This window comes from Ensifer sp. 22460 (assembly GCF_052044935.1).
In the GTDB taxonomy this organism is placed as follows: Bacteria; Pseudomonadota; Alphaproteobacteria; order Rhizobiales; family Rhizobiaceae; genus Ensifer.
On record NZ_JBQENZ010000013.1, the window covers coordinates 108,366 to 129,211 of the forward strand.

Annotated in this window: 19 protein-coding genes; 16 read left to right on the top strand and 3 right to left on the bottom strand. The window is 62.1% G+C overall.

Annotated features, from left to right (window positions below):
* Window positions 1-1,151 (bottom strand): aldehyde dehydrogenase family protein (locus ACTJKM_RS17725; RefSeq protein ID WP_440660694.1); only part of this gene is annotated, 1,151 nt, incomplete at its 3' end.
* A gap of 217 nt (window positions 1,152-1,368) precedes the next feature.
* On the opposite strand from ACTJKM_RS17725, the gene ACTJKM_RS17730 reads away from it, so the two are divergent.
* The 8 genes from ACTJKM_RS17730 to ACTJKM_RS17765 all read left to right on the top strand — a co-directional run bounded on the left by ACTJKM_RS17730 (window position 1,369) and on the right by ACTJKM_RS17765 (window position 9,801).
* The gene (locus tag ACTJKM_RS17730; RefSeq protein WP_058329162.1) at window positions 1,369-2,403 is read left to right on the top strand and encodes an ABC transporter substrate-binding protein; all 1,035 of its coding nucleotides are present in this window, start codon (window positions 1,369-1,371) and stop codon (window positions 2,401-2,403) included.
* A gap of 4 nt (window positions 2,404-2,407) precedes the next feature.
* Window positions 2,408-3,211 (top strand): ABC transporter ATP-binding protein, encoded by an 804-nt coding sequence (locus tag ACTJKM_RS17735; protein ID WP_058324407.1) that lies wholly within the window; start codon window positions 2,408-2,410, stop codon window positions 3,209-3,211.
* Window positions 3,211-4,047 carry an ABC transporter permease gene (locus ACTJKM_RS17740; protein ID WP_058329164.1) on the top strand — a complete coding sequence of 279 codons (837 nt, stop codon included), beginning with the start codon at window positions 3,211-3,213 and terminating at the stop codon, window positions 4,045-4,047. Before ACTJKM_RS17735 ends, ACTJKM_RS17740 begins: the two co-directional genes overlap by 1 nt.
* A gap of 112 nt (window positions 4,048-4,159) precedes the next feature.
* The gene (locus ACTJKM_RS17745; protein ID WP_245296250.1) at window positions 4,160-5,515 is read left to right on the top strand and encodes an FAD-dependent oxidoreductase; all 1,356 of its coding nucleotides are present in this window, start codon (window positions 4,160-4,162) and stop codon (window positions 5,513-5,515) included.
* Window positions 5,512-6,669, top strand: coding sequence for a CaiB/BaiF CoA transferase family protein (locus ACTJKM_RS17750; protein ID WP_058329165.1), 1,158 nt, complete (start codon window positions 5,512-5,514; stop codon window positions 6,667-6,669). Before ACTJKM_RS17745 ends, ACTJKM_RS17750 begins: the two co-directional genes overlap by 4 nt.
* The gene (locus ACTJKM_RS17755) at window positions 6,666-7,439 is read left to right on the top strand and encodes an enoyl-CoA hydratase-related protein (RefSeq protein WP_440660696.1); all 774 of its coding nucleotides are present in this window, start codon (window positions 6,666-6,668) and stop codon (window positions 7,437-7,439) included. Before ACTJKM_RS17750 ends, ACTJKM_RS17755 begins: the two co-directional genes overlap by 4 nt.
* Window positions 7,440-7,483: 44 nt before the next feature.
* Window positions 7,484-8,407, top strand: a complete 924-nt coding sequence (locus ACTJKM_RS17760) for a LysR family transcriptional regulator (RefSeq protein WP_057251120.1) — start codon at window positions 7,484-7,486, stop codon at window positions 8,405-8,407.
* Window positions 8,408-8,478: 71 nt separating this feature from the next.
* The gene (locus tag ACTJKM_RS17765; protein ID WP_440660711.1) at window positions 8,479-9,801 is read left to right on the top strand and encodes an amidohydrolase family protein; all 1,323 of its coding nucleotides are present in this window, start codon (window positions 8,479-8,481) and stop codon (window positions 9,799-9,801) included.
* 152 nt (window positions 9,802-9,953) lie between these two features.
* Here the strand turns inward: ACTJKM_RS17765 and fdxA are convergent, their stop codons facing one another.
* Together fdxA and ACTJKM_RS17775 are read right to left on the bottom strand one after the other, a co-directional pair.
* Window positions 9,954-10,292 (bottom strand): ferredoxin, encoded by a 339-nt coding sequence (gene fdxA / locus ACTJKM_RS17770; protein WP_057251122.1) that lies wholly within the window; start codon window positions 10,290-10,292, stop codon window positions 9,954-9,956.
* Between the two features lie 250 nt (window positions 10,293-10,542).
* Window positions 10,543-11,175: a TetR family transcriptional regulator C-terminal domain-containing protein gene (locus tag ACTJKM_RS17775; protein WP_058329168.1), complete on the bottom strand. Its 633-nt coding sequence runs from the start codon at window positions 11,173-11,175 to the stop codon at window positions 10,543-10,545.
* Between the two features lie 257 nt (window positions 11,176-11,432).
* On the opposite strand from ACTJKM_RS17775, the gene ACTJKM_RS17780 reads away from it, so the two are divergent.
* The 8 genes from ACTJKM_RS17780 (at window position 11,433) to ACTJKM_RS17815 (ending at window position 20,578) form a co-directional block, all read left to right on the top strand.
* Window positions 11,433-12,260: a uracil-DNA glycosylase gene (locus ACTJKM_RS17780; RefSeq protein WP_113514985.1), complete on the top strand. Its 828-nt coding sequence runs from the start codon at window positions 11,433-11,435 to the stop codon at window positions 12,258-12,260.
* Window positions 12,261-12,263: 3 nt separating this feature from the next.
* A complete protein-coding gene (locus tag ACTJKM_RS17785; RefSeq protein WP_113514983.1) occupies window positions 12,264-13,889 on the top strand; it encodes a choline dehydrogenase in 1,626 nt (541 codons plus the stop codon).
* An 11-nt stretch (window positions 13,890-13,900) separates the two neighbouring features.
* Window positions 13,901-14,221, top strand: a complete 321-nt coding sequence (locus ACTJKM_RS17790; RefSeq protein ID WP_057251125.1) for an NIPSNAP family protein — start codon at window positions 13,901-13,903, stop codon at window positions 14,219-14,221.
* A gap of 111 nt (window positions 14,222-14,332) precedes the next feature.
* Window positions 14,333-15,358, top strand: a complete 1,026-nt coding sequence (locus tag ACTJKM_RS17795) for a BMP family ABC transporter substrate-binding protein (protein WP_113514999.1) — start codon at window positions 14,333-14,335, stop codon at window positions 15,356-15,358.
* Window positions 15,359-15,506: 148 nt separating this feature from the next.
* On the top strand, window positions 15,507-17,087 hold the full coding sequence (locus ACTJKM_RS17800; RefSeq protein ID WP_440660697.1) for an ABC transporter ATP-binding protein: 1,581 nt from the start codon (window positions 15,507-15,509) through the stop codon (window positions 17,085-17,087).
* Window positions 17,084-18,121 (top strand): ABC transporter permease, encoded by a 1,038-nt coding sequence (locus tag ACTJKM_RS17805; RefSeq protein WP_113514979.1) that lies wholly within the window; start codon window positions 17,084-17,086, stop codon window positions 18,119-18,121. Before ACTJKM_RS17800 ends, ACTJKM_RS17805 begins: the two co-directional genes overlap by 4 nt.
* Window positions 18,118-19,011, top strand: coding sequence for an ABC transporter permease (locus tag ACTJKM_RS17810; RefSeq protein ID WP_440660698.1), 894 nt, complete (start codon window positions 18,118-18,120; stop codon window positions 19,009-19,011). Before ACTJKM_RS17805 ends, ACTJKM_RS17810 begins: the two co-directional genes overlap by 4 nt.
* 58 nt (window positions 19,012-19,069) lie before the next feature.
* Entirely contained in the window at window positions 19,070-20,578 is a 1,509-nt protein-coding gene (locus ACTJKM_RS17815) for an amidohydrolase (protein ID WP_113514997.1), read from the top strand.
* Window positions 20,579-20,846 lie beyond the last annotated feature (268 nt).

Below are 20,846 nucleotides of genomic sequence, written 5' to 3' on the forward strand. Positions count from 1 at the left end.
ACCGGCCCGAAGATCTCTTCCCGCGAAATGCGCATCTGATTGGTCGCCTCGGTGAACAGCGCTGGCTGCAGGTAGAAGCCGGGCGTGTCGCGCTTCAGCAGCTCGCCGCCAAAGGCGAGCTTCGCGCCCTCCTGTTTGCCGATGGCGATATAGTCGGTGTCCTGGTTGAGCTGGCCCTCATCGACCACCGGGCCGATATGGGTGCCGGCCTTCAGCGCGTCGTCGATTGTCAGCCCCTTGATCCGTTCGCCCATTGCGGCCACGAAGCGGTCGTGAATGCCCTCGGTGACGATGAGGCGGGAAGACGCCGTGCAGCGCTGGCCGGTGGAGAAGAAGGCGGAATTGACCGCCGCCTCGACCGCCACCGACAGATCGGCATCGTCGAGCACGACGAAGGGGTTCTTGCCGCCCATCTCCAGCTGGTACTTGCGATTGTGCTCGACCGAGGCGAGCGCCACCCGTTTGCCGGTGCCGGTCGAGCCGGTGAAGGTGATGGCGTGCACATCCGGGCTGTCGAGCATCGCCTGGCCGACGACCGAGCCCTTGCCCATCACGAGGTTCAGGACACCCTTCGGCAGGCCGGCACGGTGGAGGATGTCGACGATGGCCCAGGAACTGCCGGGCACCAGTTCGGCCGGCTTGAAGACGATGGTATTGCCGTAACAAAGCGCCGGCGCGATCTTCCAGGCGGGAATGGCGATCGGGAAGTTCCAGGGCGTGATGATGCCGACGACGCCGACCGGCTCGCGGGTGATCTCGACGCCGATATTGGGTCGCGCCGACGGCAGAACTTCGCCCGCCAGTCGCAGGCATTCGCCGGCGAAGAAGTCGAAGATCTGGCCGGCACGCACCGTCTCGCCGATGCCTTCGGCGAGCGTCTTGCCTTCCTCGCGCGACAACAACTTTCCGAGCTCGTCCTTGCGGGCGAGGATCTCGTCGGCGGTTTTTCTCAGGATCGCGTGGCGCTCGAGGATGCCGGAGCGCGACCAGGCCGGGAACGCTTCCCTTGCAGCGGCGATCGCCGCTCTCGCATCGTCGGCAGACGCACGGGCATATTCGCCCACCACGTCGTTGGTGTTCGAGGGATTGATGTTGCGGGACACTTCGCTAGTGGCGATCCATTCCCCATCGATCAGGTTTTTCTGCACCATATCTATACCTCCGCGGCGTTCAGACTTTGATCGTTTCGCTTATCGGACGGGATCGAACTCGCACAAAGCACAATCTTTCGAGCCCGCCATTGCCGAAACGGCAAACCTGAATGGCCCTTGAGCGTTGCCATATCGGCAATACTAACCGCTAAAAATTGTGCTTTATGAGATGCCAAATTCCATCATCATCGATCCCATAACAAGCAAGGGGAACGATATGTCTCGTTTTATGATGAACCGCCGAGGTTTCCTTTCGAATGCGGCCGCAATGGGCGCGATTGCTGCGACCCATAGCCTTATCAATGTTTCACCCGGCCTAGCCGCCGATTCCACGACGATCCGAATGCAGCTCGGTTGGCTGCCTTCCAACGGGCTTCTCGGAGAACTCGTTGCCCGCAAGAAGGGTTATTATGCCGAGAAGGGCATCGAGCTCGAAATCGTGCCTGGCGGACCGAATGTCGACGGCGTTGCTGGCGTCGCCGTCGGCCAGTCGACGATCGGCCAGATCTCCTCCAGCCCATCGGTGATGTTGGCACGTTCGGCCGGCGCGCCGATCAAGGCATTCGCAGCCGGCTACCAGAAACATCCCTTCGCGTATTTCTCTCGCAAGGCAAACCCGATTGCCAAGCCTCAGGACATGATCGGCAAGACGATCGCAGCGATCCCGACTTCGGTCATTCTGCTTCGTGCGCTCCTCGCCAAGAACGGGATATCGGAAGACCAGGTCAAGATCGTCAACATGGGTTCGGACATGAACCAGCTCGTGACCGGCCAGGCCGATGCGGTCTGTGGCTGGCTCACGAACGTCAACGCCTTGAAGGTTCTGGGTGATGACCGAGTCGACCTGACCCTTTGGGATGGCGGTATCCGGCTCTATGCCAACGTCTACTATACCACCGACGACCAGCTGCAAAATCACGCGGACCATCTTGCTGCATTCGTGTCGGGTTCGGCACGCGGATGGGGCTATGCGCGTGATCACCAGGAAGAGGCCGTCGACATCCTGCTCGAATCCTACCCGAACCTGGACAAGGCAAGCGAGCTGGAGGCCATCGGGCCGCTGATGAAGTTCGTGTTCAACGAAACCACCGCCACCGAGGGATGGGGTGGCATGGACCAGGCAAACTGGGAAGAGCAGATCAAGACCTATGCGGATCTCGGACAGTTCACGGGCCCCGTCCCGAATCCAAACGACGTCTACACGATGGCAATCCTGGATGCGACAGCCGATGTCCGCAAGAGCGTAGGTTAAGGCGATGCTGGAAACGCGTAGCAGACCCAACCAGGCAGCAGTCGGTAGCTCCGCCGTGTCGGTGAAGAATCTTCATATCCGCTTCGGCGCAGATGACTCCGGCTTCACCGCACTCTCTGACGTCTCGGTCGAGATACCTGCCGGCTCGCTCGTGACCATGCTCGGCCCGTCCGGCTGCGGCAAGTCCACCCTGTTGCGCACGGTCGCGGATCTCGTGCACATCACCGATGGCTCCGTGTCCGTGCATGGCCAGACGCCGCGCAAGGCGCGCGAGGGCCGCGATTTCGCCTTCGTCTTCCAAGAGGCGACGTTGCTGCCATGGCGCAATGTGATCGACAATGTGCGTCTCCCGCTGCTGGTGGGGAAACGCGAGGCGGGCGCGACCTATGCCGATCCGGAAGAATTGCTCGCCCTCGTCGGGCTGAAGGGGCGCGAAAAGGCGATGCCGCACGAACTGTCGGGCGGCCAGCGCCAACGCGTGGCGATCGCGCGTGCGCTGGTGACCCGGCCCCGCATCCTGTTGATGGATGAGCCCTTCGGCGCGCTCGACGAGATCACGCGCGACAAGTTGAACGAAGAGTTGCTGCGCCTCTGGCAGGAAACCGGGACCACCATCCTCTTCGTTACCCATTCGATCCCCGAGGCGGTCTTTCTCGGTCAACATGTGCTGATGCTCGCGGCCCATCCGGGCCGAGTGAAGGAGTTCATGAAGGTCGACTTGCCCTATCCGCGATCTCTCGCGATGCGCGACACGGTCGAGTTCATTCAGGTTACCGCCTACCTGCGCAAACTTTTGGGAGAATGCTGATGGCAAATGCACTTCCATCACAAGCGGATGGCCGCGACTTGACCGACGGCAACAGGTTCAGGGCGCTCGACGCTGCCGTCAGCGCTGCCCTGCGACATCTGCCAGCGACGCTTGCGATCCTTGGTTGCATCCTGCTTTGGCAGCTCGTCGTCTGGGGCTTTTCGGTGCCAACGTTCATGGCGCCCGGACCAGTCGACGTCATCAAGGCCTTCGGCGAAAACGCCGGCATCCTGTGGACGAACTTCTGGCCGACGCTCATGGAAGCGGTTCTCGGCTTTATATTCGGCAATGTCATTGCCGTCCTTCTAGCGGTCTGGTTCGTCCACAGCCCGCTCGCCGAGCGAGCCTTCTATCCGATCGCCGTGATCATCAAGTCGATCCCGATCATCGCACTGGCGCCGATCCTGGTGCTGCTCGTCGGCAATGGCATCGCACCGAAAATCATCATCGCGGGCCTGATCTGCTTCTTCCCGACCCTCGTCAACATGGTGCAGGGACTGAAGTCGGCGAGCCCCGCAATGCTCGACCTGATGCGCATCCTGTCTGCCAGCAACTCCGAAATCTTCTGGAAGGTTCGGCTGCCAGGCTCGCTGCCTTTCCTTTTCGCCGCGCTGAAAATTGCGGCAACCAGCAGCGTGATGGGCGCTATCGTCGCGGAGTGGATCGGCTCCAGCTACGGCCTCGGCGCCCTGATCATCGAGGCGACCTATAATTTCCGTTCGCCTCTGCTCTATGCGACGGTGGTGATTGCGGCCTCGCTTGCCGTGGTTCTCTTCTTCGCCGTTTCGTTCGCGGAAGCGAAGATCGTCCGCTGGAAACCGACGACGGACCACTGACCCCAAACCCCTTGCTGCCGGACCTGGATATCCGGGTCCGGTCAACCGACGAAGTCACTGGCTGTGAGCTCCTCACATTTCGCCGGACAGGTCCCCTATGGAGGAAACGATTATGGAAACAATCAGAGAACCCTTGCGCAATGCCAGGATCGTCGACCGCTCCGACGTGGTCGTCGTCGGCGGCGGACCGGCTGGCATCTCCGCCGCGGTTTCGGCGGCGCGCACTGGGGCAAGCGTCACGCTCCTCGAACGCTACCCCTATGTCGGCGGCCTTGCCGCTGGCGGCATGGTTCTCGTGCTCGACGACATGGTCAACGGGCTTGAAATCACCGTGCGCGGCATCTGCATGGAGATGATCGAACGGATGAAGACGCTCGGTCTGTGCGTCACCCCGACGGACGGCGACCGCCAGCTCGACTTTCGCGACACGCCGGAAGCCTGGCAAAAGTGGGCGCGCTGGGGCTTGTTCGACTTCCATACGCCATCCGCGCCACATCCGATCTGCTATGCGGCCGCCTTTGATCCGGACGCGTTCAAACGGGTCTCCTATGACATCCTTCGCGAATCCGGCGTGAAGCTAAGAACGCACAGCTGGTTCTCCTCGGCGATCGTCGAGAACGGGACGATCAAGGGCGTGGTCTGCCAAACGAAATCCGGCCGCGAGGCCATCATGGGTGACGTCGTGATCGACGCATCGGGCGACCTCGACGTTGCTGCCGACGCGGGCGCCCAGCACACGGACGGCAATTTCATCCTGACGACCGTTTCCCGCTGGGGCGGGATCGACACCGCCGCAGCAGAGCGCTTCGAATTCGAAGAGCCGGAAAGGTTCAAGGCACTCGACCATGAGGCCAAGCGTCTGATCGGCGGCTGCTGGTCGTTCTGGTGGTTGAAGACGCCGCTGCCGGGCGTCATCTGGCTGAACTGCCCGCACATGCCGAAGCTCTCCGGTCTGAGTGTCGAAGACCTGACCTACGCGGAACTTGAGGGTCGTGGCCGCATCGCCCGCCTGCTCGACTTCGCAAGGGCCAACTTGCCGGGCTTCGAAAATGCGCATGTGATCGACTTCGCACCGCAGACGGGCGTGCGCCAGTCGCGACTGCTGCAGGGCGAGTACGTCGTCACCAAGGATGACGTGATGAACCGACAGCACTTCGCCGATACGGTGTGCCGCGGCCGCGACTACTACACGCCCTACCGGGCCATGCTGCCGAAGGAAGTCGACCAGCTGATCGTCGCGGGCAGGCATTATTCGGCGACGATCCAGGCGCAAAAGTCGAGCCGCGAGATCCCGCCGTGCATGGCAATGGGCGAGGCGGCAGGCGTCGCTGCCACCGTGGCGCTCAATGCCGGCGTCAAGGTGCGAGACGCCGATGTCAGGGCAATCCAGAAGCAATTGCGGGCCCAGGGCGCCGATCCCGGCGACGTACCATCCGAAAACGCAACCTATCTGGAGGCAGCCGAATGACATCTCTTCCCCTCGACGGTATCCGCGTCGTCGATTTCACCCAGGTCATGCTTGGCCCGTGCTGCACGCAGATGCTGGCCGACTATGGCGCCGAGGTCATCAAGATCGAAAAGGCCAAGATCGGCGATCTTTCACGCTGGTCGCTGGGATCGGATCCGGACGGCCTCAACAATCCGGTTTTCTCGTCGCTCAACCGCAACAAGAAGAGCCTGGCGCTCGACCTCAAGCAGGATGAGGCGCGTGCCGCGGTGCGCGCCCTGATCGACACGGCCGATGTTGTCGTCAACAATTTTCGCCCCGATGTCATGGAGCGCATGGGCTTCGGTTATGAAGAGCTCAGGAAGAGCAATCCGCGGCTGATCTACGCCGTCGGTACGGGCTTTGGCCTTGAAGGCCCCTATCGGCACAAGGGCGGGCAGGACATTCTCGCGCAGGCGCTTTCCGGTGTCATGCGCCGAAAGTCGGACGCGAGCCATCCGCTGTCGATCTACGCGACGCCGCTTGCCGACTATTCGGCCGGCATGCACCTCGTCCAGGGCATTCTGCTTGCCTTGCTGCACCGTGAAAAGAACGGCCACGGCCAGCAGGTTGCGGTCAGTCTTTACAGCTCCATGCTCGCCATGCAGATGCAGGAAGGCACCACGCACATGATGCGGGAGAAGGACCTGAACTGGGGCGCTTTCCCTCTGACAGGCGTGTTCGAAACCACCGACGGCGCCATCGTCATGGTCGGTGCCTTCAAACAGAATCCGCTGCGCGACATTTGCTCCGCCTTGGAGATCGAGGACCTGTCCCTCCAGCCGCAATTTGCCGATTTCGACGCACAGATGCAGCGCCGCCCGCAATTGCAGCAGGTCTTCCGCGAGGCGTTTGCGAAGAACAGCAGCGCCCATTGGCTCGGCCGGCTGGAGCAAGTGGACATTCTCTGCGCGCCGGTACGCTCGCTTCCCGAAGCCCTCGACGACGAGCAGACGGTGATCAACGGTATGATCCTTCACGCCGGCGAAACGAAGGCCGGCCCGATCCGGCTGGTCGGCTCGCCGATCGACATGTCGGCGGCGACCGTCACGGTGCGCATCGCCCCGCCGAAGCTCGGCGAGCACAATGACGAGATCCTCTCGGGGCTTTCCGTTCGCCGGGGAGATGCGGCATGAGCGTCGAGTTCGTCGTAAAAGACCGCGTAGCAAGCGTCACATTGAACCGTCCGGAACGGATGAATGCGGTGGACGCAGCAACCGAACGCGAACTGGAGGCGATCTGGCAGGAGATCGAAGCGCGCGACGACATAAGCTGCGTCGTGCTGACGGGTGCCGGCGATCGGGCATTTTGCGCCGGGGCTGATCTGAAGGGTGCCGAGACGACGGGTCTCGACTACTGGAGCGAGAGCCGGCCGAACGGTTTTGGCGGGCTGGCTTTTCGCCGCTCGCTGGATGTTCCTGTTATCGCCAGGGTCAACGGTTATGCGCTCGGCGGCGGGTTCGAGATGGTTCTCGGTTGCGATATCGTCGTTGCCTCGACGAAGGCGGCGTTCGGCTTGCCCGAGGCCCGCGTCGGACGCCTGCCGCTTGATGGCGGCATGGTGCTTCTCCAGCGCAGGATCCCCCACAATCTCGCAATGGGCGTGTTGTTGACCGGCAGGCGGTTTTCCGCAGCCGAGATGCAAGGTTTCGGCATCGTCAACGAGATAGCTGAACCAGAGGAGCTCGATACCGCCGTTGCCCGCTGGGTGGCCGAAATCGTCGCCTGCGCGCCGCTTTCGCTCCGAGCAATCAAGCAGACCGTCAATCGCACCGGGCATCTGTCGCCGGCGGAAGCACAAGGCCTGCGCACGCCTGCGCTCGTGAAGGCGCTCAAAAGCGAAGATGCGCTGGAAGGCGTGAGTGCTTTCCAGGAGAAGCGCGCGCCCATTTGGAGGGGACGATGAGCGTGTTATAGGTCGGAGCCCAGGGGAGGGGAGGTTCCAATCGAATGCACGCCAGCATCCTGAAATATTTCGTCTCGGTCGCGCGGTCCGGGTCCATTCGCAAGGCCTCCGAGGAGCTTCACGTCGCATCCTCGGCGGTCAGCCGGCAGATCAAGAAACTGGAAGACGAGCTCGGGATCGCCCTGTTCGAACGGCTCTCGAACGGCCTGAGGCTGACCGTCGCCGGGGAAAACGTGCTGCGCCACGCCCGGGTCACGCTCGAGAATTTCGAGCTTTTGCGCAGCGACCTCGGCGCCTTGCAGGGAAAAAAGGCCGGTCGCGTGCAGATGTCTTGTCTGGACAGCCTGGCCATCCAGTTCCTGCCGGACATGGTCAACACGTTCCACAGCATCCATCCAGGCGTGAGCTTCCATATCCACACCGCCGGTCACGGCAACATCAGCAGCCTGGTCGCCGAAGGTGACGTCGACATGGGGTTGACCTTTGATCTCGCCCGTCCAGACGACACGGAGATGCTCTTTCGCGTACCGATGCCGCTGATGGCTTTCGTCGGACGGGGACATCCGTTGGCGAAGCAGCGGCAGGTCTCGCTCGCCGAATGTGCTCAGTACGACCTGCTTCTGCAACTCGATACGCAGCCGATCCGCTCGCTCATCGAAATCGAACTCTCGGTCTTCGAACGAACCGGGCGGCCCTTTGTGCTGTCGAACAGCCAGATGATGCTCAAGCCATTCATCATCTCGGGGCAGGGAGTGGCTTTCTTCACGCCGATCGGCTTCCTCGCGGAAATCAAGGCGGGCGATGTCGTTCCGATACCGCTTTCCGGATCGCGCCTTCAGAACCTGCATATCGGAATTCTCGTGCAGCGACGCCGGCAGCGCACCCACGCGGCCGAAGCCGTCATCGAATTCGTTGGTGCGGAACTGCTGAGGTTCAGCGACCAGATCATGGAGGCAATCAATCCTTGAGTGAACACCACGTCCCCGGGCGACTTCTTTTGCGTCCTGGCCACGAGGCCGCAAGGCGTGAGCCAAACCTCTTGCGGCATCTGCCTGACGGCGCCTCCTCGGCTGCGATCCCGGCCAATGCCCTCCTGATGCCGCCACCCGTCAACGCGCATGACCACGGATACGGCATCCGCACGCTCGATTTCGGCAATGTCGACGATGCCCTGGAGGTGTGGATACCCGGCCTTCGGCTCCGACCACGCACCGATCCCTACCTGGAAGCGCTGGTGGCATTCTCCCGGCTGGCGCAAACGGGCGTCTGTGCAACCATGCATTGTCACAATTCGCTGAATGTCGACCGACTGGTGGAGGAGGCTGGTGCGGTGATGCGCGCGGCGCGCGATGTCGGCATAAGACTTGCGCTATCCTGCCCGCTTCTCGACTACGACCCGTGGGCCTATGACGGCGGCCCGCAGCGATTGCGGCCGTATCTCGCTCCGGCAGACTGGGATGAACTCAGTGCCTCGATCCCCCAATATGCTCCGCCTTCGGTCCAGATTTCAGCGGCCGACGCGGCCGCTGCAACCAACACGAGCCCGTTGATCGATGTCCAATACGGCCCGATCGGGCCGCAGTGGTGCTCCAATGCAATGCTCGAAAGCATCGCCGAGGCCTCTCACGCAACGGGTCGTCGCATTCACATGCATCTCCTCGAGAGCCCAAGGCAGAGGCTGTGGCTGGACAGGCGCTTTCCGCAAGGGGTCGTCCGATACCTCGACGATATCGGCTTCCTCTCGCCCCGCCTTGCCGTTGCCCATGGCGTTCAACTGCGGCCGGATGAGCTGGAGTTGCTGGCAGCAAGGGGCGTGCAGCTCGTTTCCAACCCGTCGGCAAACTTGCGCCTGCGTTCAGGCGTGGCGCCGCTCGCTGCCATTCCGGCAAGCGGGCCCGCTTTCGCTTTCGGCCTCGACGGCACGGGGTTTGATGACGACCAGGACCTTTGGCGTGAACTGCGCCTCACCCATCTGTTGCATGGCGGCAACGACCTGGCGCGGACCTTTACGGCACGTCGCGTCTTCGATGCCGCGATCCATGTCGGCGCCAAGGTTGTGAACGCGCCGGCAAACGAAGACCTGGTGCTCGTCGACTATGGCGCACTGGTCGCCGACAGCGTGATAGACGATCTGGATGAGGGGGAGGTGCTGCTCACCCGGATGACGGCGGCGCACGCGAAGGGGCTCTACGTCGGCGGGCAGGAGGTCATGTGCGATGGGAAGCTGACCCGGGTCGATTTCGAAGGTGCCCGGGCCGAACTCCTGCAGCAGGCGCGTGCGGACCTTCCGAGGCTGAACTGCGAGCGTGAACTCGTGACCAAGCTCGCCGCGGCGACGCGGGCCTATTATTCCGGCTGGTGAGCCCAAGCGGCGAGGCCGCAAAACATCTCGGGATACGTGCGGCGCGGGCCTAGACGGGACGGCTTTCTACCGGCCCCAAGCTTCGTTTCTCTGGCCAACCGTCGACCTGCGTCTGCGCAGCTGCCCTGTCTTACCCTGTGGATCAGGTTCGGTTATGCGACGGTTACCGCTTTCTCGAAGGCGGCAACGAAGGGATGGTCCTGCACCGTCGAGCACTCCTTGCTCCACCCGCCCGGTGAACCCATTCCGGTGACGTCGGCTCCGAAGAACTCCTTGTTCACAGCGATGAAATGGCGCTGGTTGTCGGCGATCTCGTGATCCCAGACGATGGCATCGACGGGGCAGATTGAAAGACAGAGCCCGCAATTTATGCATTCGTCGGGGTGGATGTAAAAGGTGCGGCCGCCCTCGTAGATGCAGTCGACAGGGCAGGCCGCGGTGCAGTCGCCATCCTTCACGTCGATGCAGGGTTCGGTAATGACATATGCCATCTTGCTGGTCTCTGAAGAGTTGCTTGCACGGCCAATTATTCAGAGTTTCCCTTGCCGAAGAAGCACAGATATTCGCAACGTCGATTGCCAAAAAGGCAACGTCCGGTGCTTATTCGATCTCGTTTGATGTCGCCGCGTGGCGAAGTTTTGCGGTAAGCGCCAACCTGAAACGAGCTTGATCACCCGGCCGTACAGCCCAGGAGCGATGCGGACAGGATCGTGCGCAAGCGCCTTTGTTCGCCTGCCGGGCTTAGGGCTGCCGGAGGATGCCTCTCAGGATCGTCTCGGTGATCGTGGCCGCCGCCTTTTCATAGTCATCGGCTTTCAAACGGGGCTTTTTGAGCGCGTCGACGGCGACGGGTTCGAAGTCCGAGTAAAACTGGGTTGACGCCCAGAGCATGATGAAGAGATGACGTGGATTGACCGGCAGCATCTTGCCAGCGGCGATCCAGCCCTCGATGACCGCGACATGAGTATCCGTTACCTGACGGATGTGTTCGCGATCCTTCTTGGTCAGGAAGCGGGCGCCTTGAATGATTTCGCTGGCGAAGAGCCGGGACTCGGCCATGTTCTTGCGCGTGTATTCCAGCTTCGCCTTGATGTAGAGCCTGAACGCCTCCGCCGGTTCGCGCTCCGGCGAAATGTATTTCAGTGCATCATCCCAACTGGCGAGCAAGTGCGCGATGATGGCGGTGTAGATCTCCTCCTTGGAAGAGAAGTAGTAGTAGACGTTTGCCTTGGGCAGGCCCGAAGCCTCGGCAATCTCGGCGATGCGCGTGCCATCGAAGCCCTTGCGGGCAAATATCTCGATCCCCGCCTTGATGATGAGCCGCACGTTACGTTCGCGGATGCGCTCTTCGGGATCTCGTACTGCCCTTGCCATATGGTTCCGCCTCCATCTCGCCGTCGCTTCCTACCAGGCAATCATGCGTGGTGGCGAGATCGCCTTTGCAATTGCCGCGTTTTCCAGCGAAATGCAAGCGTATCGCCCTTTCGCCAGAAGCTGACGATGTAGTCAAGAAAAGTTGACCGATTCGTCATTTTCTTCTTTTTGAAAGTTGACACTTTGGTCAGCTTTTGTCTAGTCTCCCTGCAATGAACGGAAGGGGAGCCGTAATGCCGATGCGCTTGAGAGAGGCAATGGCGGAAACGCTTGCAGGCTGGGAGGGCGACCTGCCAGATGCCTGGCGCGCCGCGCTCGGCCCCGTCGGCGACGATTTTGGCCGTATTGATGCGGACCTCGAGCTGGAGGCATGGGAACCGATCTTCCCGGCGCGCCGCGGCAAGTCTTTTCCGGGTCAGCCGAAGGGTGCGCACGCCTTGGCGGCCTTCGACGGAATTGCACCCGATGGCGTGCGCTGCCTGGTTCTTGGGCAGGATCCTTATCCCGAACCGAGTTTTGCGACGGGGCGCGCCTTCGAGGCCGGCAATTTGGCTGGGTGGGGCGAGTTGGACAAGATGTTCTCGAAGAGCATCCGCGCCTATATGCAGCTGATTGCGGCCGCGCGCCTTGGTGATGAAAGTCTGGCGTGCGATTTCGGCCGCTGGCCGGATGTGCGGCATCTGCTGTGCGATCCCACCGGTTCGTTCGAGGCGCCGAGCCTGATCACCGACCGCTGGGTGGGGGAGGGTGTTCTCCTGCTCAACGCATCGCTGACGCTCTCTCGCTTCCGTGTCGATATCGATCCGCATCAGTCCCGTGGGCATCTTTCCTTCTGGCGGCCGCTGATGCTGCGCGTGATCGAAATGCTTGTGGCGCGAGGCGAGCCCGTTGTCTTCCTGGGTTTCGGTGCGGCTGCGGCTGACATCTTCTCGCAAGTCGGCGTTGCCGAGGGGCAGTTCGGCCATGTCGCCTATGTTCAGCGCGAGCATCCCGCCTTTGCCGACAAGGTGCTCGGCCGAGAAAATCCGTTCCTTCTCTGCAATTCTTATTTGGAGGCGATGGGCGGCCGGCCCATCGCGTGGTGAACCATGGCGCGTAACCCGGAATATGATTTCATCGTGGTCGGTGCGGGCTCGGCCGGTTGTGTTCTCGCGAACCGTCTGTCGAAGAACCCGGCAAACCGCGTGCTATTGATCGAGGCTGGCGGCAAGGATCGCAACCCGCTGTTCCGGCTGCCGATGCTGATGGGCAAGCTGTTCCATTCGGGCATCTACAACTGGCATTATCACACCGAGCCCGAGCCTTATCTCAATGGCCGCTCGCTCTATTGGCCGCGCGGCAAGGTGCTGGGCGGGACCTCCACCATCAACGGCATGATCTACGTGCGCGGTAATCGCCACGACTACGATCGCTGGTCGCAGCTCGGACTGCACGGTTGGTCCTATGATGAAGTGCTGCCGGCATTCCGACGCTCCGAAACGCATATCCAGCGCAAGGACGCCTTCCACAGTGGCGACGGGGAACTCACCGTCTGCCGAGCCCGTGGCAACAATCCGCTGATGGACGTGTTCTGCGAGGCGGGCATCCAGGCCGGCTATCCGGCCAACGATGACTTCAACGGAGAGACGCAAGAAGGCTTTGGCCGCTACGACTTCACCATCCGCAAGGGAAAGCGCTGGTCCACATCATGGGCGTTCCTGCGTCCGGCGCTCGGCCGCAAGAACCTCACGGTGCTGACGGGGGCGGAGCTCACGCGTCTGATTATCGAAGGCGACCGGGCGTGCGGCGTCGAGTATCTGAAGGACGGCGCGCTGGGACGCGCCCGTGCGGGGCGGGAGGTGATCCTCTCCTCAGGGGTGGTCAATTCGCCCAAGGCGTTGCTTCTGTCCGGAATCGGACCCGCGGACGAGCTCCGGGCGCTTGGCATCGAGCCGGTGTTGGACCTGCCGGGCGTCGGCAAGAACCTCCAGGATCACGTCGACTGCGTCATGAGCTGGGAATGCCGGGAGCCGATCACGCTCTTCAGCGACCTGCGGGCGGACAAGCTCATCCCCGCCGTTGCCCAGGGCATGCTGTTCGGTGAGGGCGTCACCACGACGTTCCCCTATGAGGCCGGTGCCTTTATCCGCTCGAACGATGGCCTGGTTGCGCCCGACATACAGCTGCACTTCATGCCGGCGCTGGAAAAGACGGCCAACCTGCACTTCCCAAATCCGTTCCGGAAGAAGCAGGCCGTGGAGGCCAACCACGGGTTCACGATCCGCGTCGGCCCCGTCAATCCGGTGAGTCGCGGCGAGATCACGCTGCGCTCGGCGAACGCGACGGATAAGCCGAAGATCCAGGCCAACTACCTCCGTGACGATTTCGACGTCCGCACGATGATCGATGCCATCCGGCTGACCCGTGACATTGTCGGCCAGAAGGCTTTCGACCGCTATCGCGGCAAGGAGCTGGCACCGGGGCCGGAAGCGCTCGACGATGCCGCTTTGACGAGCTGGCTGCGGGCGACCGCCATGACGACCTTCCACCCGGTTGGAACCGCCAAGATGGGCAACGATCCCATGGCTGTGGTGGATGCGCGACTCAAGGTGCACGGCATCGAAGGGCTACGTGTCGCGGACGCCTCGATCATGCCGGTCATCTCAAGCGGCAACACCAACGCGCCAGCCATCATGATCGGCGAGAAATGCGCCGAATTCGTCCTGAACGCATAGGAAGCAATCTGATGATCCTGGAACACCGCACCTACACCTTCAAGCCCGGCACGGTCGACAAGTGGATGAAGAAGTACGAGGCCGACGGCCTTCCCGTGCAGAAGCGCCATCTCAACAAGTTCGTCGGTCTCTATGCCTCGGAACTGGGAACGCTTCACACGACCGTGCTGATGTGGGCCTACGACAGCCTCGCTGACCGCGAAGCGCGCCGCGCGGCCATGTATGCCGATCCGGACTGGCAGAAGTTCATTTCCGAAGTCTGGGCGCTGGACGCGATCCAGAAGCAGGAGGTGATGATCATGAACCCGGCCTCCTACTCCCCGCCGCTCTGAGGTGGGAAACGGCGCGGAGGATCACCTGCGCCCTGGCATGCGCTTGAGAAACGACAAGATAAAAAGGGAACAATCATGACAGACAAGACTGGGAAGATTACACAGCACATGATGCAGCGCCGGACATTCCTGCAGGCGAGCGCGGGTGCCGCGGCGCTGGCCTTTGCAGCCAGCGTCGTCCCTGAATTCGCCCGTGCGTCCGGGGGACTGGTCGCGCTGGTCCATACGCAGGCTGCCGGCGACAATGGTCCGGTGGACCAGATGATCGCCATGCTCAAGCAGCTTTCGGAAGAAAAGGGCTTCGAATACCGCGCTGTCTACGCGCAGGATCCGGCGACCTACGAGACCGTCTACCGCACGCTGGGAGATGCGGGCGCGGCGATCATCATCTCGACCTTCAACGAAGTGGCCGAGCCCTTCAAGGCGCTGGCGCCGTCCTATCCCAACACCAAGTGGATCCAGCTTTTCGCCGACCCCTTCGAGCCAGCAATCCCGAACGTGGTGACCGTTTCCTACGACTACTATCTTGGTTGCTATCTGTCGGGAGTTTTCGCGGCCAAGATGTCGTCTACCGGCAAGACCGGCTTCATCGGCGGCGTTTCCATTCCGCCTCTCAACGCAGACTTCAACGCCTTCAAGGCCGGCGTGCATTCCATTCGACCGGATGCCTCCGTCATCGCCGCCTTTGCAGGCTCGTTTCAGGACCCTGCAAAGGGTCAGGAAATCGCTACCCAGATGTACAATGACGGCATCGACTACATCCAGACCGATGCGGCGGCCACCGACGGCGGCATTATTGCCGCTGCCAACGAGAAGGAAGGGCGCATGGTGAGCTGCCTCGCGCCAGGACAGTATGAGTTGGGCCCGAAATCACTGATATCCATCGTCAGCCTGGACTTCGGCGCCTCGCTCTACAACGAGGCCACCAAGGCCGTCGGACCTCAGTGGAAGGGTGGTGCGCATGAGCATACGGGCCTTGGCACCGGCGTCATCGACTTCATTCTCTCGCCGGTCTTCACCGAACAGGGGCCGGCGGATCTTAACGCCAAGGCGAAGGAAGCGCTGATCGAGGTCGATAAGGTTCGTGTCGGCATCCTGAATGGGTCGATCAAGGTTCCGTTCAACACCACCCTTTGATCTCCTGGCGCTGGCTCGCCGAGCCAGCCCGAAGTTTCGAAGGACGTCGGCACAGGCCTTCCCTCTTGGGGGAGGTCACTGGGGTTCGCGGATCGTTTCCAGCCCTGTTGACGGCCGCGAACCTCCCGCTCTCGATGGGAACCATAGCATGTCCAATTCTCCGAAATCGGCCCTGGAGTGCCGCAACGTCACCGTCAAATTCGGAGACGTGACGGCGTTGTCGGAGGTTTCAGCTTCGTTCGCTCCTGGCCAGATCCATGCGGTCGTCGGTCAGAACGGGGCCGGCAAGACCACCTTTGCCCGCGTGGCGGCCGGCCTCGTCCAGCCGACCTCCGGCGCCGTCAACGTGATGGGACACGACATCCGGACGGGGCAGGTCAGCGAAAGCCGGGCCGCGGGCGTGGAGCTCGTCCACCAGAGTTTTGCGTTACCACCGTCCTTCACCGTCGCCGAGACCATGGAGTTTGGCGCTACGGGCAAGGGTGGCATCTATAGCCGCAAGGGGCTCGCTAAAAAATGGCGGGCGCATCTTGCAGGGCTCGACGTCCAGGTCGACTTGAACCGGCGGATCCGGGATCTGCCGATCGAAACGCAGCAGGGCATAGAGATCGCGCGGGCCCTGGTTACGGATGCGCGCGTCCTCATTCTTGACGAGCCGACCGCAGTCCTGTCTCCCGCGGGCATCGACATGCTGTTCGCGCGCGTTCGCCGCCTTAGGGAACGTGGGGTGACAGTTATCCTCATCCTGCACAAGATCCGCGAGGTGCTGGGCATCGCCGACACAGTCACGGTGCTGCGGGGCGGCCAAAAGGTCCAAGGGCCGCTTCCGGTGGCTGAGGTTTCGGGCGAGCGTTTGGCCAACCTCATCGTCGGTGAGGCCGTCGCGAAGACGCTCGATCGGCACGATCGCGATGCATTGGTCGGAACGAAGTCACCGATCCGTGGGGACTCAGATCAATCGGCGCATGCGACCGGCCCTGCCATCCTTTCGATGAAGGCCGCTTCTACTCGGCCGGACAGCGGAGGCATTGCTCTCGATGGTGTCGATCTGGAGATCCGTCCGGGAGAGATCGTCGGCATCGCCGGAGTGGAGGGCAACGGGCAGAAGACGCTAGTGCGGGCTATCTCCGCTCTCGCCGATCTGACGAGTGGATTGATCCAGCTTGCAGGCCATGACGTGACTGGCGAACCTCTCGCCGCCCGTCGCGCGATCGGTCTTAGGATCATTCCCTTCGAGCGCAACGTCGAAGGTCTCAGCCTCACGAGTTCGCTCTGGCAGAACTGGAGCGCGAGGGAGCTGCTGCAGGGCAGGCTGCTCAAGCTGATCCGTCCCTCGGCAGTGCGCGATGCCTGCGACCGGTCACTCAAGGAATGGAGCGTTCACTACCACAATTCCGCGCAGAAGGCGGGGTCCCTGTCGGGCGGCAATGCGCAGAAGGTGATCCTCGCCCGGGAAATCGATCCCGATGCAAAGCTCATCATCGCGGCCCAGCCGACCCGCGGCCTCGACATCGGGGCCACCGCCTTCGTTTGGCAGGCGCTCCGGCAGGCGCGCGACCGTGGCGCGGCGATACTGCTGATCTCGTCGGATCTCGACGAGCTCTTCGACATATCGGATCGCGTCGTGGTGATGCTGTCGGGACGCCTCAATGGCGAGTTCCGTGCGCCCTTCGACATAGGGTTGGTGGGAGCGGCCATGACCGGTGCCGTGGCAGGGGCAAGCGCATGAAAGACAGTCTCATCACCGTCGTCCGCAGTCTGATCTTTGTGATCTTCGCGCTCATCCTCTGCGCGCTCGTGTTCCAGCTTGCCGGTTACAATGCTCCGGTGACGCTTTGGGCGGTGCTCGATGGGGCATTCCTGCGAAGCGGCGCGATCGAGCAAAGTCTCAGATGGGCGCTGCCGCTGTTCATAACGGCGGTCGGCGTCGGCATTTCCTTCCGGGCGGGCTTCTTCAACATTGGTGCCCAGGGCCAGTTCTATGTCGGCGCGATCTGCGCCGCCTTCGCTGCCGAAGCGGTAAAGGGCGGACCAGCCTTCCTGGTAATCCCGACCTTGCTTCTTGCCGGCATGCTCGGCGGTGCTCTCTGGGCGCTGTGGCCGGGATTGCTGCGCCTGCGCTCCGGCACAGACGAGGTCATCACCACGCTGATGGGCAACTTCATGGCCGGCTTGCTGCTGGTCTATGTCACCTCAGGGCCGCTGAAGGATCCCTCGGGTTCCGGCCAGCAGGCATCGAGCCGCCCGCTCGATGCGGCCTATCGCATCTCGGATTCTCTCGGTCTCTCCCCGGCGATCATCGCAATCGCGGTGGTCGTCGGCATCCTCATGTGGCTGCTGGTGAACCGAACTTCCTTCGGCGTCCTGGCAAGCCTTGCCGGCCGCAATGGCACGATGGTGGAGTGGCAGGGCGCGCGCCTCTGGAAGCTCGGCCTCTCCAGTTTCCTCATTTCCGGGGCCCTTGCGGGCCTTGCCGGCACCATCGAGTTCATGGGGCCGAACGGCCGCATCGCATCGGGCTTTCTGCCGGCGCACGGGTTCACCGCGATCCTGATCGCGCTTGTCGCCAATCTCTCCGTTCTCGGAACGGCGGTTGCTGCCGTGTTCTTCGGCGGCCTTGCCTCGGCGGCACTCTATCTGCCGATCATGGCGGGGCTGCCGTCGGCGGCGATCGACATCGTCAATGCGGCGATCGCGCTGTTCATAACCGCAAGGTCGACGTTCATCGACAGGGTGCTGCGTCTCGGAGGGCGCAAGACATGAATGAGATCTTCATCGCCATCCTGCGCTCCGGAACGCCGTTGATCTACGTCACGCTCGCCGGCGTTATCGCGCAGCGGGCGGGGGTCTGGAACCTCGGTCTCGAGGGCCTGATGATCATCGGCGCCTGCGCGACAATTCTCGGCATCATGCTCACAAAGTCCGTCGGCGCGGCCATCCTCATCGCCATCATCGCCTGCGTGCTGGCCTCGGTGCTTCTCTGGTTCGTCATCGACAGGCTGAAGGCCAATCCCATTATCGCCGGCCTCGGACTGACTGGTCTCGGCATCGGCGGAACGGCGCTTGCGGTCCAGTCTATCTTCGGCAGCCAGGCAACCGTAACGGCACCTTTCGGCATTCCAAAATTGGGGCCGGCCTTCGGTTCCTATGGCGTGCTGTCGGTCTCGGTTGTCGCCATGCCGCTCGTCGTCTTTGCCATGTGGGTGCTGTTGCGGCGAACGCGCTTCGGCCTGCGGCTAGCCGCCTGTGGGGAGCATCCGTTCGCTGCACGCGGCGTCGGCGCCAACCCGTCGCGCATGCGGCTCCTGGCGCTTTCGATCGGTGGGGTGCTGTGTGCTATCGGCGGCGCGGAACTGGCCGCGGGCAGCCTGCAGTTCTTTGCCCAGGGCATGACGGCCGGTCGCGGCTTCATGGCGTTTGCTGCAGTCATCTTTGGCGCGGCCCATCCCGTGGGTGCCACCTTCGCCGCCTTGTTCTTTGCCATCGTCGGCGCCATCGGCATCCGGGCGCAGTTGACGTTCGGCGACAGGATTCCGCACGATCTCCTGCAAGCATTGCCCTATCTCGCGACGGTTTTCGGCGTCTGGCTGTCCGGAAAGCTTCGTGGCGGCGCGAAGGCTGCAAGCTCGTTCGCCGAGCTCAGGGATCAGTAATCATGATGTGCGGCGGACGCTATCCTCAGGTCATTCAATGGTTTCCGGGGCATTTGTCATGAGCGAAATTCTCATCCGCAATGGGACGATAGTTGCGATGGACCGCGCTCACGGCGCAACACCATTTGCCGCTGACATCCTGATCGAAGGCACCGAGATCAGATCGATCGGGTCGGGCCTTGCCGCCAGGCCCGACGCCCAAATTATCGAGGCACGCGGCAAGCTGGTCCTGCCGGGACTGGTCAATGCCCATACGCATTCCAGTGAGACATTCCTGCGGGGGCGCTATGAGCGCATGCCGCTCGAACTGTGGCTGCTCTATGCCTATCCGCTATTGATGAACGACCCGATCGGAGAGCGCCTGTTGTACCTGCGCAGCCTGCTGCTGGCGATGGAATCGCTGCGCAACGGCGTCACGACGCTCTGCGACGATTTTTTCGACCCGCCCCGGCACGATCTCGCCCGACTTGCCACCGTCTTTCGCGCCTACGACGATGCCGGAATCCGCGCCAATGTTTCCAGCGCGGCGATGAATGTGCATACGCTTGATGCGCTGCCTTTTGTGCGCGAGATAATGCCCTCGGCGATGCAGGATCTTCTCGATTTTGGTCCGCCTATGTCGGCAGGAGCGTACGCGGACTATTGCCGCGCTGCCTTTTCCAGCCTGCACGGGATGTCGGGCCGCCTGCAGTTCATGATCGCCCCTTCAGCACCGCAGCGCTGCACGCCCGATCTCATGGCGACCTGTATGGAGCTGGCGGTGGAGAGAAGCGTGCCGTTCCACACGCATGTCCTCGAAACCAAGACACAGGCGGTGACTGGGCTCGTTCATCACAGCAAGTCCTTGATCGCCTATATGCATGATCTCGGCCTTCTGAAACGCAATACGACCATCGCGCATTCGGTGTGGGTCAGCGACGAGGACATCGAGCTGATGGGGGAGGCGGGCGTCTCCGTTGCCCACAACGCCATCTCCAACCTGAAGCTTGGGGCCGGGATCGCGCCGATCCGCCGCCTGCTCGATGCCGGTGTGACGATCGGTCTTGGCACGGATGGCGTTTCGTCGAACGATACGTCTCGCATCTTCGACGTCATGCGCGTCGCCGGTCTCGTTCATAGTGCCGCCGGTCCTGACTACGAGAAATGGCTGAGGGCGGACGAAATTCTCACCATGGCGACCATCGGTGGCGCCAAGACGGCAATGCTGGAACAGGTGACCGGTTCCCTGGAAGTCGGCAAGTCGGCCGATCTTCTTGTCCTGGATATGCGCAACTATCCTTTCATGCCGCTCAACGAGGTCGCCAAACACCTTGTCTATTCGGAAAACGGATCGTCGGTGGAAACAGTGATGGTTGCCGGACGGATAGTCATGCAGGGGGGACGCCTGACCACGGTGGATGAACAGGCCGTTTTCGATGAAATTTCCGAACTCGTGCCGGCATATCTTGCCGAACACGCCGAGCTTGAGCGCCGCAACGCGATCTTCGAACCCGTCCTGGCAGAGGTCCATCGAATGGCGACCGCGATGGACATTTCTCTCAACCGATACCAAGGCGATGCCGTATGACGCGACCTCGACGACAGACGGTTTTTCCCAGTGACGTGGCCAGCTCTGTTGCAACGCTCCGTAGAAAAAAATTGGGCAAACCGCATCTTACGTGTAGCGCGAACCATGACAACAATCTATGGATGATACTGCACGCATAACTTGCGATTTTCTGGCTCGCAAGCTGGGCGAAAGTTCTTCACTGTACGAAAGCTCGGCTGCACCTGGGCATGGATTGCGGGTGCTTGCGCGATTTGGACGGCCTTCGGGGGGAAGGCGGACGGGGAAC

Excerpts from the sequence above, each read along its gene's own strand:
- ACTJKM_RS17730 (WP_058329162.1), top strand. The coding sequence starts at position 1,369 with ATGTCTCGTTTTATGATGAACCGCCGAGGTTTCCTTTCGAATGCGGCC.
- ACTJKM_RS17735 (WP_058324407.1), top strand. The coding sequence starts at position 2,408 with ATGCTGGAAACGCGTAGCAGACCCAACCAGGCAGCAGTCGGTAGCTCC.
- ACTJKM_RS17740 (WP_058329164.1), top strand. The coding sequence starts at position 3,211 with ATGGCAAATGCACTTCCATCACAAGCGGATGGCCGCGACTTGACCGAC.
- ACTJKM_RS17745 (WP_245296250.1), top strand. The coding sequence starts at position 4,160 with ATGGAAACAATCAGAGAACCCTTGCGCAATGCCAGGATCGTCGACCGC.
- ACTJKM_RS17750 (WP_058329165.1), top strand. The coding sequence starts at position 5,512 with ATGACATCTCTTCCCCTCGACGGTATCCGCGTCGTCGATTTCACCCAG.
- ACTJKM_RS17755 (WP_440660696.1), top strand. The coding sequence starts at position 6,666 with ATGAGCGTCGAGTTCGTCGTAAAAGACCGCGTAGCAAGCGTCACATTG.
- ACTJKM_RS17760 (WP_057251120.1), top strand. The coding sequence starts at position 7,484 with ATGCACGCCAGCATCCTGAAATATTTCGTCTCGGTCGCGCGGTCCGGG.
- fdxA (WP_057251122.1), bottom strand. The coding sequence starts at position 10,292 with ATGGCATATGTCATTACCGAACCCTGCATCGACGTGAAGGATGGCGAC.
- ACTJKM_RS17775 (WP_058329168.1), bottom strand. The coding sequence starts at position 11,175 with ATGGCAAGGGCAGTACGAGATCCCGAAGAGCGCATCCGCGAACGTAAC.
- ACTJKM_RS17780 (WP_113514985.1), top strand. The coding sequence starts at position 11,433 with ATGGCGGAAACGCTTGCAGGCTGGGAGGGCGACCTGCCAGATGCCTGG.
- ACTJKM_RS17785 (WP_113514983.1), top strand. The coding sequence starts at position 12,264 with ATGGCGCGTAACCCGGAATATGATTTCATCGTGGTCGGTGCGGGCTCG.
- ACTJKM_RS17790 (WP_057251125.1), top strand. The coding sequence starts at position 13,901 with ATGATCCTGGAACACCGCACCTACACCTTCAAGCCCGGCACGGTCGAC.
- ACTJKM_RS17795 (WP_113514999.1), top strand. The coding sequence starts at position 14,333 with ATGCAGCGCCGGACATTCCTGCAGGCGAGCGCGGGTGCCGCGGCGCTG.
- ACTJKM_RS17800 (WP_440660697.1), top strand. The coding sequence starts at position 15,507 with ATGTCCAATTCTCCGAAATCGGCCCTGGAGTGCCGCAACGTCACCGTC.
- ACTJKM_RS17805 (WP_113514979.1), top strand. The coding sequence starts at position 17,084 with ATGAAAGACAGTCTCATCACCGTCGTCCGCAGTCTGATCTTTGTGATC.
- ACTJKM_RS17810 (WP_440660698.1), top strand. The coding sequence starts at position 18,118 with ATGAATGAGATCTTCATCGCCATCCTGCGCTCCGGAACGCCGTTGATC.
- ACTJKM_RS17815 (WP_113514997.1), top strand. The coding sequence starts at position 19,070 with ATGAGCGAAATTCTCATCCGCAATGGGACGATAGTTGCGATGGACCGC.